Origin of the sequence: Gordonia metallireducens (assembly GCF_021245825.1) — a bacterium.
Taxonomy (GTDB): domain Bacteria; phylum Actinomycetota; class Actinomycetes; order Mycobacteriales; family Mycobacteriaceae; genus Gordonia; species Gordonia namibiensis.
The window spans coordinates 1-15,505 of record NZ_JAJQJP010000034.1; the positions used below are offsets into that span (position 1 = coordinate 1).

The following is a 15,505-nucleotide window of genomic DNA, read 5'->3' on the forward strand; positions in this document are numbered from 1 at the left end:
ACCGAGCTCCCCGCCGCCGCGGCCGCGTTGGCCGGCGACGCCACCGAGGATCGGGGTGTCGCGCCCGAGGCGGTCACCCCGCCCGCACCCACCGTGCCGTCGGCGGTGCGCGCCGACCTCGAGGCCCTCGTCGGCGCCGAACACGTCGTCGGCTCCGACACCGCGCGCATTCAGCACACCCGGGGCTATTCGACGCCCGACCTGTTGCGGTTGCGCGCCGGCGATGCCTCCGATGCCCCGGACGTGGTGATCTATCCCGGCGATCACGACGAGGTCGTGCGAATCCTGCAGATCTGCGCCGAGGCGAAGGTCGCGGTCGTGCCGTTCACCGGCGGGACCTCGGTCGTGGGCGGTCTCGCCCCCGAGCGCGCCGGGTTCGCCGGTGTCGTCAGCCTCGATCTCCGTCGTCTCGATCGTCTTGTCGAGATCGACGAGATCTCCCGCATCGCCACCCTCCAGGCCGGCCTTCGGGGGAGTGCCGCCGAAGCGCTTCTGCGCGAGCAGGGCTGGACGCTCGGCCACTTCCCGCAGTCCTACGAGGGTGCCGGGATCGGCGGTTACGCGGCGACCCGGTCGGCGGGCCAGTCGTCGGCGGGCTACGGGCGCTTCGACGAGATGGTCGAAGGACTCGTGCTCGCCACCCCGCGCGGCACCATCGAGGTCGGAACGGCACCCCGGTCCGCTGCCGGGCCCGACCTCCGTCAGCTGATCCTCGGCTCTGAGGGCGCCTTCGGCGTCATCACCAGCGTCCGCCTACGTGTTCATCCCGCCCCGACGACCCGACTCTTCGACGGCTGGCGGTTCGACTCCTTCGCCGACGGTGCGACCGCGCTCCGTCGACTCGCGCAGGACGGCCCGCTGCCCACCGTGATCCGCCTGTCCGACGAGGTCGAGACCGCGATCAACCTCGCCGATCCCGCACAGCTCGGCGGTGAGTCGACGGGGTGCCTCGTCGTCACCGGTTATGAGGGGGAGGAGCGCGAGGTGTCCCGTCGGCGTGACGCCGCGTCGGAGGTCCTCGTCGACGCGGGTGGAACGTCACTCGGGACCGAACCCGGAGAATCCTGGCGCACAGGACGTTTCGCCGGACCCTACCTGCGTGACCCGCTACTCGACGCCGGTGTGCTGGTGGAGACGCTGGAGACGGTCACCTACTGGTCGAAGCTGCACGAGCTGCGGGCCTCGGTCACCGCGGCGATCACCGACACCCTGACCGCGTCGGGCACACCGCCGCTGGTCATGTGCCACATCAGCCACGTCTACTCCTCTGGCGCCTCCCTGTACTTCACCGTGGCCGCACCGTTCGGCACCGACCCGATCGCCGAGTGGGCGGCGGCGAAAACCGCGGCCAACGAGGCGATCCGGGCCGCCGGCGCGAGCATCACCCACCATCACGCCATCGGCCGTGACCATCGCGACGCGTACCACGACGAGATCGGCCCACTGGCGCTCGAGGCCCTGCGTGCGGTGAAGGCGACCGTCGATCCCGACGGCATCTGCAATCCCGGCATCCTGATCTGAATCCCGAGGCGCCACTATGCTGGGGCGCATGGCCACCGACGCTGCCGTTACCGACCCCGCCGCTGGAGATCGAACCGCCGGGGAGGGAGGTGGTGCGGACGAGTCGACGATCAGCATCTACCTCGCGTCGGCCGAAGGGGAGACCGGGAAATCGGTCGTGGCGCTGGGCCTGTTGGCGCTGCTCGCGGCGACCGGCGGACGGGTCGGCGTCTTCCGCCCGATCATCCGTGCCGACGGCGACAAGCGGGACCCGCTGCTCGACCTCCTGATCGACTACGACTCGGTGGACGTGCCCTACGAGGACTGCCTGGGCGTGACCTACGAGCAGGTTCACGAGGACCCTGACGCCGCCATCGGCGAGATCGTCGCCCGATTCCATGCGCTGGCAACGCACTGCGACCGCGTGGTGATCGTCGGTTCGGACTACACCGACGTCGGCACCCCGTCGGAGCTGAGCTTCAACGCGCGCATCGCCGCCAACCTGTCGGCCCCGATGGTGATCGCGCTGAAGGCCAACGACCGGTCTCCCGACGAGATCGCCGATCTCGCCGCGGGGTTGGTGTCCGAGGTCGGCGCCGCCCACGCCACCCCGATCGCGATCGTGGCGAACCGGTGCGACCCGGACCGACGCGACGAGATCCGGACGACATTGCGCCGCATCGGCGTACCGAGTCTGTGCCTCCCCGAGGAGCCGATCCTGTTCGCTCCCACCATGGCCGAACTCAAGGAGGCGCTCGGCGCCACCATGTACAGCGGCGACGAGGAGTTGCTCGACCACGAGGCGTTGCGGGTGATGGTGGGCGGCATGACCGTCGAACACATCCTGGAACGCCTCACCGACGGCACGGTCGTGATCACCCCCGCCGACCGTTCCGACGTCCTCCTCGCGCTCGTGAATGCCAATACGGCGCACGGCTTCCCGCGACTGTCGGGCATCATCCTCAACGGCGGGCTCAAACCGCACCCGATGATCGAGGCGTTGGTGAGCGGACTCAAACCGACGCTGCCGATCATCAGCTGCCCACACGGCACCTACGACACCGCACGAACCGCGGCCCACACCCGTGGCCGGCTCAACGCCGGATCGGCTCGCAAGATCGAGGCGGCACTGTCGCTGATGGAGACCTACGTCGATCCCGAGGTCGTCATGCGCAACCTCAATGTCGACGTCCCGTCGGTCGTCACCCCGCAGATGTTCGAGTACCGCCTCATCTCCCGGGCACGTGCGCAGCGCAAACACATCGTGCTCCCCGAGGGCGGCGACGATCGCATCCTGCGGGCGGCGAGCAGACTCCTCCGCCGCGGCGTCGCCGATCTGACACTGCTCGGCGACCCGGACGCCGTGCAGGCGAGGGCGATCGAACTCGGCCTCGACCTCGCAGAGGCCACCGTCATCGACCCGGCCACCTCGGAGTATCTGGACGAGTTCGCCCGGATCTACACCGATCTGCGCAAGCACAAGGGCATGGATCTCGAACGCGCACAAGAGAAGATGCTCGACGTCTCCTACTTCGGCACCATGATGGTGCACACCGGGCGCGCCGACGGGATGGTGTCGGGTGCGGCCCACACGACCGCCCACACCATCCGGCCGGCCTTCGAGATCATCAAGACCAAGCCGGGGGTCTCCACGGTGTCGAGTGTGTTCTTCATGTGCCTGGCCGACACAGTTCTCGCCTATGGTGACTGCGCGATCGTGCCCGACCCCACCGACGAACAACTCGCCGACATCGCCATCTCGTCGGCCGAGACGTCGGCGGCCTTCGGCATCGAGCCGCGGGTGGCGATGCTGTCGTACTCCACCGGCACCTCCGGATCGGGCGCTGACGTCGAGAAGGTCAAGACCGCAACCGAACTCGTCCGGGAGCGCGCACCCGAGCTCCTCGTCGAAGGGCCCATCCAGTACGACGCGGCGGTCGAACCGTCGGTCGCGGCGACCAAGATGCCCGACTCCCAGGTCGCCGGCCGGGCAACCGTGCTGATCTTCCCCGATCTCAACACCGGCAACAACACCTACAAGGCCGTGCAGCGCAGCGCCGGTGCCGTCGCGATCGGGCCGGTCCTGCAGGGCCTCAACAAGCCGATCAACGACCTGAGCCGGGGCGCACTGGTGTCCGACATTGTCAACACGGTGGCCATCACCGCGATCCAGGCGCAGCAGGTCGATACCGACACCACCGCCGGAGACGTCCGTTGAGCGCCGACACCGCCGGGGCCGTCCTCGTCTTCAACGCCGGCTCCTCGTCGCTGAAATATCAACTTGTACAGCCTGATACCGGAGTGGTGATCGCGGACGGGATCGCCGAACGCATCGGCGACGCCGGGTCGTCGATGACGCACGAGCAGAACGGGGAGACGGTCACCGAGTCGGTGCCGCTGCCCGACCATCTCACGGCGGTCCGGCGAGCCGAACAGTTCTTCGCCGACAACGGCACCGACCTCGTACACGCCGGACTCGCGGCGGTCGGGCACCGGGTCGTGCACGGAGGCAGGTCCTTCTACGAGCCGACCCTCGTCGACGACTGGGTGATCTCGGAGATCAAGCGGATCTCCACCCTCGCGCCGCTGCACAATCCGGCCAACCTGGTGGGTATCGAGGCGGCCCGGACCCTGCTCCCCGATGTGCCTTCGGTCGCGGTGTTCGACACTGCCTTCTTCCACGGCTTGCCGTCGGCGGCCGCGACGTACGCCATCGACCGCGAGGTGGCGACCGAACATGCCATCCGACGGTACGGATTCCACGGCACCAGCCACGAATACGTGTCGGGCCGCGTTGCCGAATTCCTCGGGAAGGACCCCGCCGACCTCGACCAGATCGTGCTGCATCTCGGCAACGGCGCGTCGGCGTCGGCAATCTCGGGCGGACAACCCGTCGACACCAGTATGGGCATGACCCCGTTGGAGGGGCTGGTGATGGGAACCCGCAGCGGCGACATCGATCCCGGCCTGGTGCTGCACCTCCACCGCGTGGCCAAGCTGTCCGTCGACGAGATCGACACGCTGCTGAACCAGAAGTCGGGGCTGCGAGGTCTGTGCGGCGAGAACGACTTCCGTTCCATCACCGAACTGGTCGATGCCGGAGACAAGGACGCCCGCCGCGCCTACGACGTCTACATCCACCGGCTGCGGCACTACCTCGGCGCGTACACCTTCGGCCTCGACAAGCTCGACGCGATCACCTTCACCGCGGGCGTCGGCGAGAACTCGGCGCGTGTCCGGGCGGACGCGCTCGAAGGGCTGGAACGATTCGGGATCGTCCTCGACCCCGACCGCAACGCCGCAGCCGACCGGTCGGCGCGTCGGATCTCCGCCGACGACAGCGCCGTCGACGTGCTGGTGGTCCCGACCAACGAGGAACTCGCCATCGCCCGGCAGTCGGCGGCGCTCGTGGCGGAGAGTTCGTCGGCCGAGTAGTCGGTTTCGATACGGCTCGTCGCAAGCTCCTCGCCTACTCAACCAGCGATGACTCCGTTGGCCGAGTAGTTGGTTTCGATACGGCTCGTCGCAAGCTCCTCGCCTATTCGACCAGCGATGACTCCGCGGCCGAGTATCGAGGTCAGAACAGCGTGTTCGGCCGGACGTAGTTCGCGAGATCGACCAGCATGAACCGGTGTTCGCGGTTGTTGCGGGTCTGACGGGCGAGCTGGCGGAGGGATCTCTCGGTGCCGGTGCGGATTCCGTACTCGGTGAAGGGGAACCCCAGGAGGGTCGAGGGCTCCTTGTCCGAATCCTCTTCCTCGGGGTTGTCGTGAATCCAGCCGAGCGCGGTACCGAGCACGATCAGCAGCATCCGCGACTTACGGGGTTCGGTGTCGGGGATCTGCTCGAGTCGTCGCGCGGCCTCGACGATCTGGTTGCGGGTGACCTGCGAGGTGGGCCGGCCGTGTACCAGGGCGATGATCGCCGTTGCCCGGGCGGTGTTGAAATGCCTACTGGTGGCGGGCACTTCGTCGAGGGGGCGGATCGCGCCGTCGTAGTCCCCGGCCGCCACGGCGAGGCGGGCCAGTCCGAAGGCGGCGGTCACGATGCTGTGATCGGTGAGCCACAGATCGTGATAGTGGTGTTGCGCAACGTCGTAGAGCCGGGAGATCTTCTCGGCCGACTTCCCCGACCCGTTCTCGTCGGCGAGCCACCGCCCGATCAGTTCGGCGGTACCGGCGACGGCGAGTTTCGGAGCGACCTCGCCCGGCATCGCACCCAGCACCTCGTCGAAGCGTTCGTAGGCCAGTTCGGGTTCGTCGTTCATCAGTGCGCAGATGCCCATATACCACTCCACCCGCCACGAATCACCGTGGTGCTCACGGACATCGCGGAGCAGTGCGAGGGCGGTGTCGACGTCGTCGAGCTGCAGGTGGGCACGTGCCTCGGCGAGGTCGATCTCCAGCGACGGGTGGGCGTTCTTCACCGGTCGGCCGCCGAACAGCGACGCGAACCCTTCGGCGCGTGCGGTGTTGATCGAGTCGAGCGTCTGTCGCGGGTCGGACAGGGCCGCCGACGTCAGCAGACTCGCGGCGGGGTCCAGCGGATTCACCAGGGGCAGCGGGAGTGCGGTGGCGATGTCGACCGGATCGTAGAAGGCGGCCTGGTCGGGATCGAAGAAGCCATCGACCGGGGCGAGCATCAGATCGGTGCCGAACGTCGAGCGCTGCGGGGTGAACACGGTGGACAACGAGGGCCGGGGGACACCGGTGTGCACGGCGACCGTCTCGCGCAGCACGTTGAGCACCTGGGTGCTCATCTCCTCCGCCGAGGCGAACCGGTCGGCCGGATCGGGGGCCGTGGCACGTTGCAGCAGAAGGTAGAACGACGGGTTGTCGCGGAAGACGACGGTCTCGTCGGGGGTCGGGAGACCATCGACGTAGCGCCCGTTGCGCATCTCCATCGGCACGGTCAGCACCGCGAGGGTGCGCCCGACGCTGTAGATGTCGGTGGCGACCTGCGGTCCGGTCTTCACGATCTCCGGGGCCTGGAAACCCGGTGTGCCGTAGAGGTGTCCGTAGCCGTTGATCGGTGACACCGCCCCGAGGTCGATCAGCTTGACCTCGTCGCTGCCGACCATGATGTTCTCGGGTTTGACGTCGTTGTAGACCAGGCCCACCGAGTGGAGATAGCCGACGGCCAGCAACACCTCGAGGATGTAGGCGAGACCCTGTTCGACGGACAGCAGCGACTTCTCCGGGTCACCCGAGGTGATCTGCTTGAGCGTCTGACCGCCGATGTACTCCATGACGATGTAGCCGAAACGCTCACCGTCGTCGCTGATGTGCTCGACGAAGTTGTAGATCTTGACGATGCCGGGATGGTTCACCGACGCCAGGAACTGCCGCTCGGCCACCGCGACGCGCTGGGCCTCCGAATCCGAGGAGTTCAGAAGGCCTTTGAGAACCACGGGCCGGTCACTGACGTTGCGGTCGATGGCCAGGTAGATCCATCCGAGTCCGCCGTGGGCGATGGCGCCGGCGATCTCGTACTGGTCGGCGACCAGCGTCCCCTGGGCGAGGCCCGGCACGAACGAGTACCGAGCACCGCAGTTGGCGCAGTCGCCGGTGGGCGGGCCCTCGCCTTCGCCCTCGAGTCGTCCGACGGGTTTGCCGCAGCGCCAGCAGAACCGCTTGCTCTCGGCGATCACCGGATCGTCGATGACCGCATCCTCGGGTTCGATGTCGGTGATCTTCGGCATCTCGACCAGGCCGCTGCCGAGACGGCGCTCGTGGACCGGCGGGCGTCGCCGTGGGACGAGTCGCCGGCCGAGCGGGCCCGAATCCGGTTCCGGCGTCGCGCGCGTGCGGACGACCCGGTCGGTCCGGCCGTCGAAGCGATCCGGCGGCGCGATACCGACGGTGAACGCCGGTGTGGCCGCCTGTGTCCCGACATCGGGGTCGGCCACGGCGCGGGGCCTGGTGGTGTCGTCGTCGGCGGTGTCGTCGGCTCCTGCCATCAGGGAATCGAGATCCGCTTTCTGCGTGCCGACCTCGACGACCTGGTCGGTGGTGCCCTCCTCGGGGGAACGGACATCGGTCGTATGATCGTCGGTCGTGCTCTCGGCCGGGTTCTCGGCGTCGGGAGCATGGGCGTCGGTGGTGTGGGAGCCGGTGGTGTGCCGGTCGGTGTCGGTCTCGTCCTCGCCCATCAGGTCGGCGAGTGAGACGCGCTGGGTACCGACCTCCTCCGGGGTCTCGGGGGTGGGTGTCGCCTGACCCTCGGGGCCGTGAGGGTCTGCCTGGGATGGTTCGCCGGCGTAGTCCATGGGCATCAGTCCCGGTAGTACGGCTGCGGGGCGCCGAATCCACTGTCGAGGATGGTGAGCCAGCGGTCGCGGATCTGCTGCCAGCGGCCGGTCGCGCGGATGCGTTCGAGAACCCCGTTCACGAAGCGGATCATGTCGTCCTCGCCCTTCGGGATGCCCACGCCGTAGAACTCCTCACCGAGGCTCGGGCCGACCACCCGGACCCACGGGTCCTGTGCGGCGAGCCCGGCGAGGATGGCGTCGTCGCTGGTGACCGCGTCGACCTGGCCCTGCTGCATGAGCACGAGGCAGTCGGCCCAGGTGGTGGTGCTGACGATCCGCACCCGCGGCTGGATGGACTGCATCCGGCCGATCGAAGTGGTGCCGCGTGCGGCGCACACCCGCTTGTCGGCGAGCTGGGGGGGTCCGACGATGTTCGAGTTGCGGAACGACAGGATGCGTTGTGACGCCACGTAATACGGGGCCGAGAACGAGATGTCGCGGAGTCGGTCGCAGGTGATGCTCATCGTCTTGATGACGACGTCGACCGTCTTGTCGCGCAACGCGTCGATGCGCTGTGCGGAACTGAGCACCTGGAACTCGACGCGGTTCGGGTCGCCGAAGATCGCCGCCGCGATCTCGCGGGCGATGTCGACGTCGAAGCCCTGGATGTCGCCGGAGATGGGGTCGCGGAAGCTGAACAGGTTGGAACCGATGTCGAGTCCGACGATGAGCCGGCCGCGTTCGAAGATGCCGGCCATCGTCGAGTTCGGCGGCATGCGACCGGGAGTGGGCATCTCGGCGGGTGGCCGCAGGGTGAGGGTCGCGTTGCACGCCTCCGAGCTCGGCGGCGGTTCGATCGGTACGTCGGTCTGCACGCCGGGCAACACCAGCGGTCCGGCGGTCGCGGTCGGAGGCGGTGCCTCCGGGGCGGGGAACCGGACGCAGCCCGTGGCAACCAGGCCCACGAGCAGGAGGACCGCGACGATCAGCGGCCGCCGCGAGCGGGCGGGGCCGGGAAGGCGGAGTCGGGGGAGGGTCATCGGTACTCCCGTATTCGGGGGGTGAGCCCGCCGACGATCGCGACCGCGGCGACGGCCGACAGCAGCAGAATGCCGGTCCCGGTGAAGCCGAGCACGCGCTGGGCGGTGTTGATGTCGTCGCGGAACGACGTCCGCGCGGTGGTGATCGCGTCGACCAGGGCGGTGTCGACGGCCGTGTACGCGCGCGCCGAACTGTTGAGCCCGTCGCCGACCGTCAGCTGGCGGGCGCGGTCGAAGTCACCGGTCTGGATGTACCGGCGGACGGCGTCGTCGGTGCGTTTCCAGTCGGCCAGCGCCGTACTCACCGCGTCGAGTTGCTGATCCGACACCGATCCGGTCTCGTCGGAGCCGCGGACGTCGTCGACGATGCCGGCGATCTTGGCGGTCGTCGCGGCGAAGGTGCGTTCCAGCCCGCCCTGATCGCCGCGGCGGATGAGCGACAGGGTCTCGGCCGATCTCGCCTGCTGGGTCAGGATGCGCGCGGCGGTCAGCTCGCGCAGCGGGTCGGCGCCGTCGGTGCGGGCGTTGCTGGTGGCGGCGACCGACATCAGTCCCGCCGCCAGCAGCCATACCGTCCCCAGAGTCAGCGCGAAGATCGCGGCGACCATCCCGAGATTGAAACGACGCCGCGTCTTACGCGCGAGATACCGGGACGTCAACACCATGGCGGTGAGCAGCAGCAACAGCGGGATGTAGACCGTCCACGGCGGCCGGGTCAGCGAATGCTGCGGGTCGGCGATCGCCATCGACCGTCGTTCGTAGAGACGTTGGGCGGCCGGCAGGATCTTGTCCTGCATGAGCGACGACGCCTGGCCCAGGAAAGCCGAACCGACCGGATTGCCCAGCCGGTTGTTGGTGCGGGCCGTCTCGATGAGACCGCTGTAGACCGGGATCGACGTCGACAGGGTGTCGAGGTCCGCCGACAGGGCCCGCTCGGTCGCGTTCTCGGTCATCCCCGGTCCGGGTTCGCTCGAGGTCCCGGTCGCGAGGATCAACGACGACGAGGCGGTCGCGAGGGCGTCGGAGTAGCGTTCCCGCAGTTCCGGCGTCTCCAGACCGCCCGAGATGAACGCGGCGTTCGCGGATGCGTCGGCGATCGACAGCGAGCTGTACAGGACCTGCGCGGCCTCGGCGAGCGGCTCGGTCCGGTCGATCAGACGCTGCAGTGTCTGGGTGCGGTCCTCGAGCACGATCGAGGCGTACCAACCGGTCGTCAGGCAGCCGAGGACGAGGATGACGCAGATGATGATCAGCTTGCCCGGGGTGGTACCCGAGTAATGACGGAGAGTCTGGAACGGTGACTGCGCACGCTCGCGTGCGGTGGCGACGAGCTCTCGACGATCGGCGAGGACCTGGCGGATCGGCGGCGACGACTGGGCGGGACGGATCGTGCGACCGCCACGGGTGAGTGCCGTCCGCACGGAGGACGCATCGCCGGTCACCTAGCTGATCCCCTTCTCGAACGCTGGATCGTCTCCGGTGCGGCCGCTCGGTCGCCGGTCCCCGTGCCGACTCCCGCGACCTGAAAGAAGAAATGACTCATCAGTGTCATCGCTCACCGGGTCGTGCGTGTTTCAGCCTATGCCATCGAGGAGGGTTCCTCCGGGCATCGCGGTCGCCACGCCGACGGGTCCATCCTGAGTGGACGACACGTGTCGCCGCGGCGAAAGGGCTCAGGGTCAGCGGGCGGGCCAGTCGATGCCGTACCGCTCGGCGACCTCGTTGTGGTCGCGGTACAACCGCTTGCGCTCGCGGGTGGGCAACCGGTCGCCGAAGACGATCCCGTTCGTGTGGTCGGTCTCGTGCTGGAGACAGCGGCCCAGGGTGCCGCCCGCGGTGATCTCGATCGGTTCCCCGAATTGGTCCAACCCGCGGCAGGTGGCGGTGTCGGGACGAGCGACGTCGGTGTACGCGCCGGGCAACGACAGGCATCCCTCCCCGTAGGTGACGAGCCGTCGGTCGAGCCCTTCGGGCATTTCGAGAGACGGGTTGACGACGACGCCGGTGCGTCGGGCCCCGGTCTCGTCGGTGCAGTCGTAGACGAAGACCGCGAGGTCGACGTCGATCTGTTGTGCGGCGAGTCCGGCTCCGCGGGCCGCCGTGTTCGTTGCGAACATGTCCGCGAGGAGTTCTTGGAGGTCCGGCCCGAAATCGGTCACCTGTCGCGCCGGGTGGTGCAGGACGTGCCGGCCCCAGCGGACGATCGACCGGGCGGTGCCGAGGCGGAGGAGTTCAGAGACGGGCATGCCGTCCATGTTCCGTCGATGCGTGTCCCGAGGCAATGCCGGTGTACGTCTCACTGATTCGGCGCATCGCCCTGGCAGGTCGCGCGTGTCTCACTTACGGTGGAGGAAACCCGGCGACCGGCTCGCCGGGCTGCAAGGAGGCGTGGTGCGCGGAGACGGCGACGGCTGGGTGATCGATCCCGACGGTTCACGGTACTGGGGTGTCCACGGCGCGGCGGGTCTGCTGCTCCGGGCGCCGCTGGCCGACGGCACGACAGGCGTTCTGCTCCAGCATCGCGCCGCGTGGTCCCACCAGGGCGGAACCTGGGCCCTGCCCGGCGGTGCGCGGGACTCCCACGAGGGCGCCATCGACACCGCGATGCGCGAAGCCGAGGAAGAAGCCGGCATCGACAGCGCGGACCTGCGGGTCGTCGCCGCCGTCGTCACCCACGAGTCACCGGGCGGCTGGACCTACACGACGGTCATCGCCGAGACCGACGAGCCGGTGCGCACGGTCGCCAACTTCGAGTCGACGGAACTGCGGTGGGTCGAAGAACAGCACGTCGATCAGCTCCCGCTGCATCCGGCGTTCGGCCAGGCCTGGCCCACGCTGCGCGAGCGGATCGCCGCACTCGACCCGCAGGGCTAGGAGCCGAGCAGCCGGTTGGCTGCGCAGATCAGCGCGGCGATGTTCGCCTCGTCGCCGGTGCTGCCCTCGCCGAAGGCCCACGCCTGCCGGCCGTTGTTCTCACACAGTAGGAACGTCGCGATCGCTCCGTCGACCTCGCGCTGGTGCAGCCGCAGGATCTGAACGGGCGCACCGAGGTCGTACAGGATCGACGTCATCGCGCCGAGCGGTCCGGCGGCGACAGCGCTGCACGACATGATGCGGTCGGCGATCGCGATGGTCGCGCGGCATTCGACGAGGTCCTGCGGCGCCGGTGCGACCGACCACGAGCCGAGGCGGATGGCACCGCCGCATGCGTACTCGTCGGTGAAGTGTTGCCAGCTCATCCCGGTGGCCTCCTCGCGCATACCTGCAGGCAGCGGGCGGCCGAAGTGCTCGGTGACGGGATCCCCCGACGGCGCGGTCGCATGCCCGTGTCGTGAGAAGGATGGGTGAGGCAGATGAAGAAGATGCATCTCGAAAACCGATTTCGATCGAAGAACGGATGACCGACTGGAGCGCGCAACCGACCCGCAGCGGGGGGTCGGTCCGAATCAGACCCCGCTGCGGCGGGTTACGAGCACGCGCTTGATGCACATCATGATCCGTCCAGGCTAGACCGCGGTGTCGGGATCAGGCAAACGGATTTCGCCCCGGCAGGCTGCTCTGAAAGCCGCCCCTGAAAACCACCCCTGGGAACCGCCCTCGAGATGCGCCCTCCAGCGGGCCGCCGACGACGATATGTCCGCGGCCCGGCTGCAGAGGGCGGATGACGGGGGCGCTTTTCAGCAGGTCGGCGCTACAACCGCCCGAGGAGGTCCGCAGCCGCGGCGGCGGGATCGGCGGCGGCGGTGATCGCCCGCACGACGACGATCCGGCGGGCACCCGCGGCAGTCACCTCGGGCACCCGGGGGGCGTCGATCCCGCCGATGGCGAACCACGGCTTGCCGGGGGACGCCTCGGCCGTCGTCGACACCAGGTCGAGGCCCGCGGCGCTACGACCCGGCTTGGTGGGGGTGGTCCAGCACGGACCGACGCAGAAGTAGTCGACGTCGGGGTCAGCGGCGGCAGCGGCGGCCTGCTCGGGGTCGTGGGTCGACGCGCCGATGATCGTGTCGGGTCCGACGATCCGGCGCGCCACCTGCGGCGGGAGGTCACCCTGTCCGACGTGGAGGACGGCGGCACCCGAGAGCGCGGCGATGTCCGCACGGTCGTTGACCGCGAGCAGCGCACCGTGGGCGTCGACGACGTCCCGCAGCGCGGCGAGGATCTCGAGTTCCTCACGGGCCTCGAGCGTGCCGTACTTCTTCTCGCCCGCCGACCCCTTGTCGCGCAGCTGCACGATGCCGACGCCACCGGCGAGAGCGGCGCCGACGAACTCGAGCAGGTCACCGCGCTCACGTCGCCCGTCTGTGCACAGGTAGAGCCGGGCGGATTCCAGTCGGCGGCGCGATTCGGTGGCACGTGGGTCGGGGGTGATCGTCACGGCGACCAGGCTAGCCCCGCGCGGGCCGGCCGGGCGTAGGGTGGACCGCGAGAACACACGGGAGCCCGGGCAGGCGGGCTGAGAGTGCGGACCCCTCCGCAGACCGTCGAACCTGATCCGGGTCATTCCGGCGAAGGAAGGTGATCTGACTTGAGCGACACCCCAGCACGATTCGACCGTGCGCTCACCGTCGTCGGCGGTGGCGTCATCGGTCTGACCTGTGCACTCGCCGCCGCCGATGCGGGCTGGCGAGTCCAGGTCATCGACGCCGGTCACGACGAGCGGGCCTCGTGGGTGGCGGGCGGCATGCTCGGTTCGCTCGGCGAGGGTCATCCGGGTGAGGAGGCCGCGCTCGCGCTGTCGGTCGAATCGGTGCGGCGCTGGCCGACGCTGGTGAAGCGCCTCGACGACCCCGCGATCGTGACAGCCACCGACTCCCTGTTCGTCGCCGGTTCGGCGGCCGACGCCGAGTACCTGCGCCACCTCGCCGATTTCGTCTGGGCCAACCAGCCGCGCACCGACGCCACGCTCAGCACGGTGACGGGTCGTGAGATCCGTTCGCTGGAGCCGTCGTTGAGTTCGCGACTCATCGGCGGGTACCGGGCGGTCGGGGAGTGGTCCATCGACAACCGGCGACTGCTGGGGACCCTGCACAGCGTCGGGGCCGCGGCCGGGGTGCGGTTCACGGAGGTGCGGGTGGAAAGCCTCGCCGACGCACGCGAACTCGCCGGTCCACGAGATCAGATACTCCTCGCCGCCGGACTCGGCACCGCGGCATTGCTTCCCGATGTGCACCTCCACGCGGCGAAGGGCGAGATCCTCCGATTGCGCCGGACGCGATGGTCGGTCCCGCCGCCCGGACACGTGGTCCGTGCCCGACTCCACGGCCGGGCGGTGTACCTGGTCCCGCGTGAGGACGGGATTGTGGTCGGCGCAACGCAATACGAGGCCGGGGACTTTCATGATCGCGTCCCGCAGGCCGGCGGCGTGACCGATCTGCTCGCCGACGCGATCGAGGTCATGCCGGGGCTGCGTACCTATGAGCTGACCGAGGGGGGAGCCGGATTACGTCCGTGCACCGCCGACGGCCTACCCATTGTGGAGCGGATCGACGACCACACGGTGGTCGCGGCCGGTCACGGCCGCAACGGCATCGTTCTCGCACCGGGCACGGCGGACAAGGTGCTCGGGATTCTGGAAGGAGCATCAGCGTGACCATCACCGTGAACGGAGAGGATCTCGACGTCGGCGTCGACGAGTCGGTGACGGATGTCGTGAGCCGCCTCGGGTTGCCGGACCGCGGGATCGCGGTCGCCGTCGACGGCGCGGTGGTACCGCGCGGACGCTGGTCGTCGCACACGATGACCTCGGGTGCGGTCGTGGAGATCGTGACGGCGGTGCAAGGTGGTTGAGCCCGCCATCATCGACGGCGCAGTCGTTTCCGAGGCCGACCCGCTCCGGATCGCCGGGCGCGAGTTCTCCTCCCGCCTCATCACCGGAACCGGTGGCGCGACGAATCTCGCGTCTCTCGAGCGTGCACTCGTCGCCTCGGGTACCGAACTCACGACCGTCGCCGTGCGTCGCGTCGACGCCGCGTCCGGAACGGGTGTCTTCGACCTGTTGCGCCGCCTCGACATCGCGGTGCTGCCCAACACCGCCGGATGCCACACCACCGCCGAGGCGGTGCTCACCGCACAGTTGGCACGCGAGGCGTTCGAGACGAACTGGGTCAAACTCGAGGTGGTGGCCGACGAACGCACCCTGATGCCGGATGCCGTCGAACTCGTCGACGCCGCAGCCGCATTGGTGGCCGACGGATTCGTGGTGCTCGCCTACACCAACGACGACCCGGTCCTCGCCGCACGGCTCGCCGACCTCGGAGTCGCCGCGGTGATGCCGCTCGGCTCACCGATCGGGACCGGACTCGGAATCCTCAACCCGCACAACATCGAGATGATCGTCGACCACTGTTCCACGGCCTTCGACGATCCGCTCCCGGTGATCCTCGACGCCGGTATCGGCACCGCCAGCGACGCTGCCCGCGCGATGGAACTCGGCTGCGACGGAGTGCTTCTCGCGACCGCCGTCACCCGTGCGGAGAATCCGGAGCGGATGGCGTCGGCGATGCGGCATGCGGTGATCGCCGGGAGGCTCGCCGCACGGGCGGGTCGTATCCCGAAACGGTTCTGGGCGCAGGCGTCGTCGCCGGGTCGCGCCTGAGCCGCCCCTGTTGCCCGATCCGAAAGAACGCAACGCACCCAGGTCCGATGCCTGAGGTGCGAGGAGCGTAAGCCGCCGGGCTGAGTAGCGACGAAGGAGCGTATCGAAGTCGACGAG

At 69.0% G+C, this 15,505-nt stretch carries 13 protein-coding genes and 1 riboswitch; of the genes, 7 read left to right on the forward strand and 6 right to left on the reverse strand.

Annotated features, from left to right (window positions below; genetic code table 11):
* The 3 genes from LQD00_RS13535 to LQD00_RS13545 all read left to right on the forward strand — a co-directional run.
* A partial coding sequence (locus LQD00_RS13535) for an FAD-binding oxidoreductase (RefSeq protein ID WP_232717714.1) occupies positions 1–1,521 on the forward strand: 1,521 nt, incomplete at its 5' end.
* 16 nt (positions 1,522–1,537) lie between these two features.
* Positions 1,538–3,718, forward strand: a complete 2,181-nt coding sequence (pta, locus tag LQD00_RS13540) for a phosphate acetyltransferase (protein ID WP_232717715.1) — start codon at positions 1,538–1,540, stop codon at positions 3,716–3,718.
* Positions 3,715–4,935, forward strand: a complete 1,221-nt coding sequence (locus tag LQD00_RS13545) for an acetate kinase (protein WP_232717716.1) — start codon at positions 3,715–3,717, stop codon at positions 4,933–4,935. The genes pta and LQD00_RS13545 overlap by 4 nt, the downstream gene beginning before the upstream one ends.
* A gap of 142 nt (positions 4,936–5,077) precedes the next feature.
* Here the strand turns inward: LQD00_RS13545 and LQD00_RS13550 are convergent, their stop codons facing one another.
* The 4 genes from LQD00_RS13550 to def all read right to left on the reverse strand — a co-directional run bounded on the left by LQD00_RS13550 (position 5,078) and on the right by def (position 11,036).
* Positions 5,078–7,774: a serine/threonine-protein kinase gene (locus LQD00_RS13550; RefSeq protein WP_232717717.1), complete on the reverse strand. Its 2,697-nt coding sequence runs from the start codon at positions 7,772–7,774 to the stop codon at positions 5,078–5,080.
* Positions 7,774–8,790, reverse strand: a complete 1,017-nt coding sequence (locus LQD00_RS13555; protein ID WP_232717718.1) for a glutamate ABC transporter substrate-binding protein — start codon at positions 8,788–8,790, stop codon at positions 7,774–7,776. The genes LQD00_RS13550 and LQD00_RS13555 overlap by 1 nt, the downstream gene beginning before the upstream one ends.
* Complete coding sequence (locus LQD00_RS13560; protein ID WP_232717719.1) at positions 8,787–10,232, reverse strand: hypothetical protein; 1,446 nt, start codon at positions 10,230–10,232, stop codon at positions 8,787–8,789. Before LQD00_RS13560 ends, LQD00_RS13555 begins: the two co-directional genes overlap by 4 nt.
* Before the next feature lie 237 nt (positions 10,233–10,469).
* Positions 10,470–11,036: a peptide deformylase gene (gene def, locus LQD00_RS13565; RefSeq protein ID WP_232717720.1), complete on the reverse strand. Its 567-nt coding sequence runs from the start codon at positions 11,034–11,036 to the stop codon at positions 10,470–10,472.
* Between the two features lie 145 nt (positions 11,037–11,181).
* Here def and LQD00_RS13570 point away from each other — a divergent pair, with 145 nt between their 5' ends.
* Positions 11,182–11,664: an NUDIX hydrolase gene (locus LQD00_RS13570; protein WP_232717721.1), complete on the forward strand. Its 483-nt coding sequence runs from the start codon at positions 11,182–11,184 to the stop codon at positions 11,662–11,664.
* Here LQD00_RS13570 and LQD00_RS13575 read toward each other — a convergent pair.
* Positions 11,661–12,029, reverse strand: a complete 369-nt coding sequence (locus LQD00_RS13575; RefSeq protein ID WP_232717722.1) for a hypothetical protein — start codon at positions 12,027–12,029, stop codon at positions 11,661–11,663. The genes LQD00_RS13570 and LQD00_RS13575 overlap by 4 nt on opposite strands.
* A gap of 452 nt (positions 12,030–12,481) precedes the next feature.
* Entirely contained in the window at positions 12,482–13,168 is a 687-nt protein-coding gene (thiE, locus tag LQD00_RS13580) for a thiamine phosphate synthase (RefSeq protein WP_232717723.1), read from the reverse strand.
* Positions 13,169–13,215: 47 nt separating this feature from the next.
* A riboswitch (TPP riboswitch) is annotated at positions 13,216–13,325 on the forward strand.
* Here thiE and thiO point away from each other — a divergent pair.
* The 3 genes from thiO (at position 13,319) to thiG (ending at position 15,388) form a co-directional block, all read left to right on the forward strand.
* On the forward strand, positions 13,319–14,383 hold the full coding sequence (gene thiO, locus LQD00_RS13585) for a glycine oxidase ThiO (RefSeq protein WP_232717724.1): 1,065 nt from the start codon (positions 13,319–13,321) through the stop codon (positions 14,381–14,383). Its footprint overlaps the riboswitch before it by 7 nt.
* On the forward strand, positions 14,380–14,580 hold the full coding sequence (gene thiS / locus LQD00_RS13590; protein WP_232717725.1) for a sulfur carrier protein ThiS: 201 nt from the start codon (positions 14,380–14,382) through the stop codon (positions 14,578–14,580). The genes thiO and thiS overlap by 4 nt, the downstream gene beginning before the upstream one ends.
* Complete coding sequence (gene thiG / locus LQD00_RS13595) at positions 14,573–15,388, forward strand: thiazole synthase (protein WP_308195973.1); 816 nt, start codon at positions 14,573–14,575, stop codon at positions 15,386–15,388. The genes thiS and thiG overlap by 8 nt, the downstream gene beginning before the upstream one ends.
* Positions 15,389–15,505 lie beyond the last annotated feature (117 nt).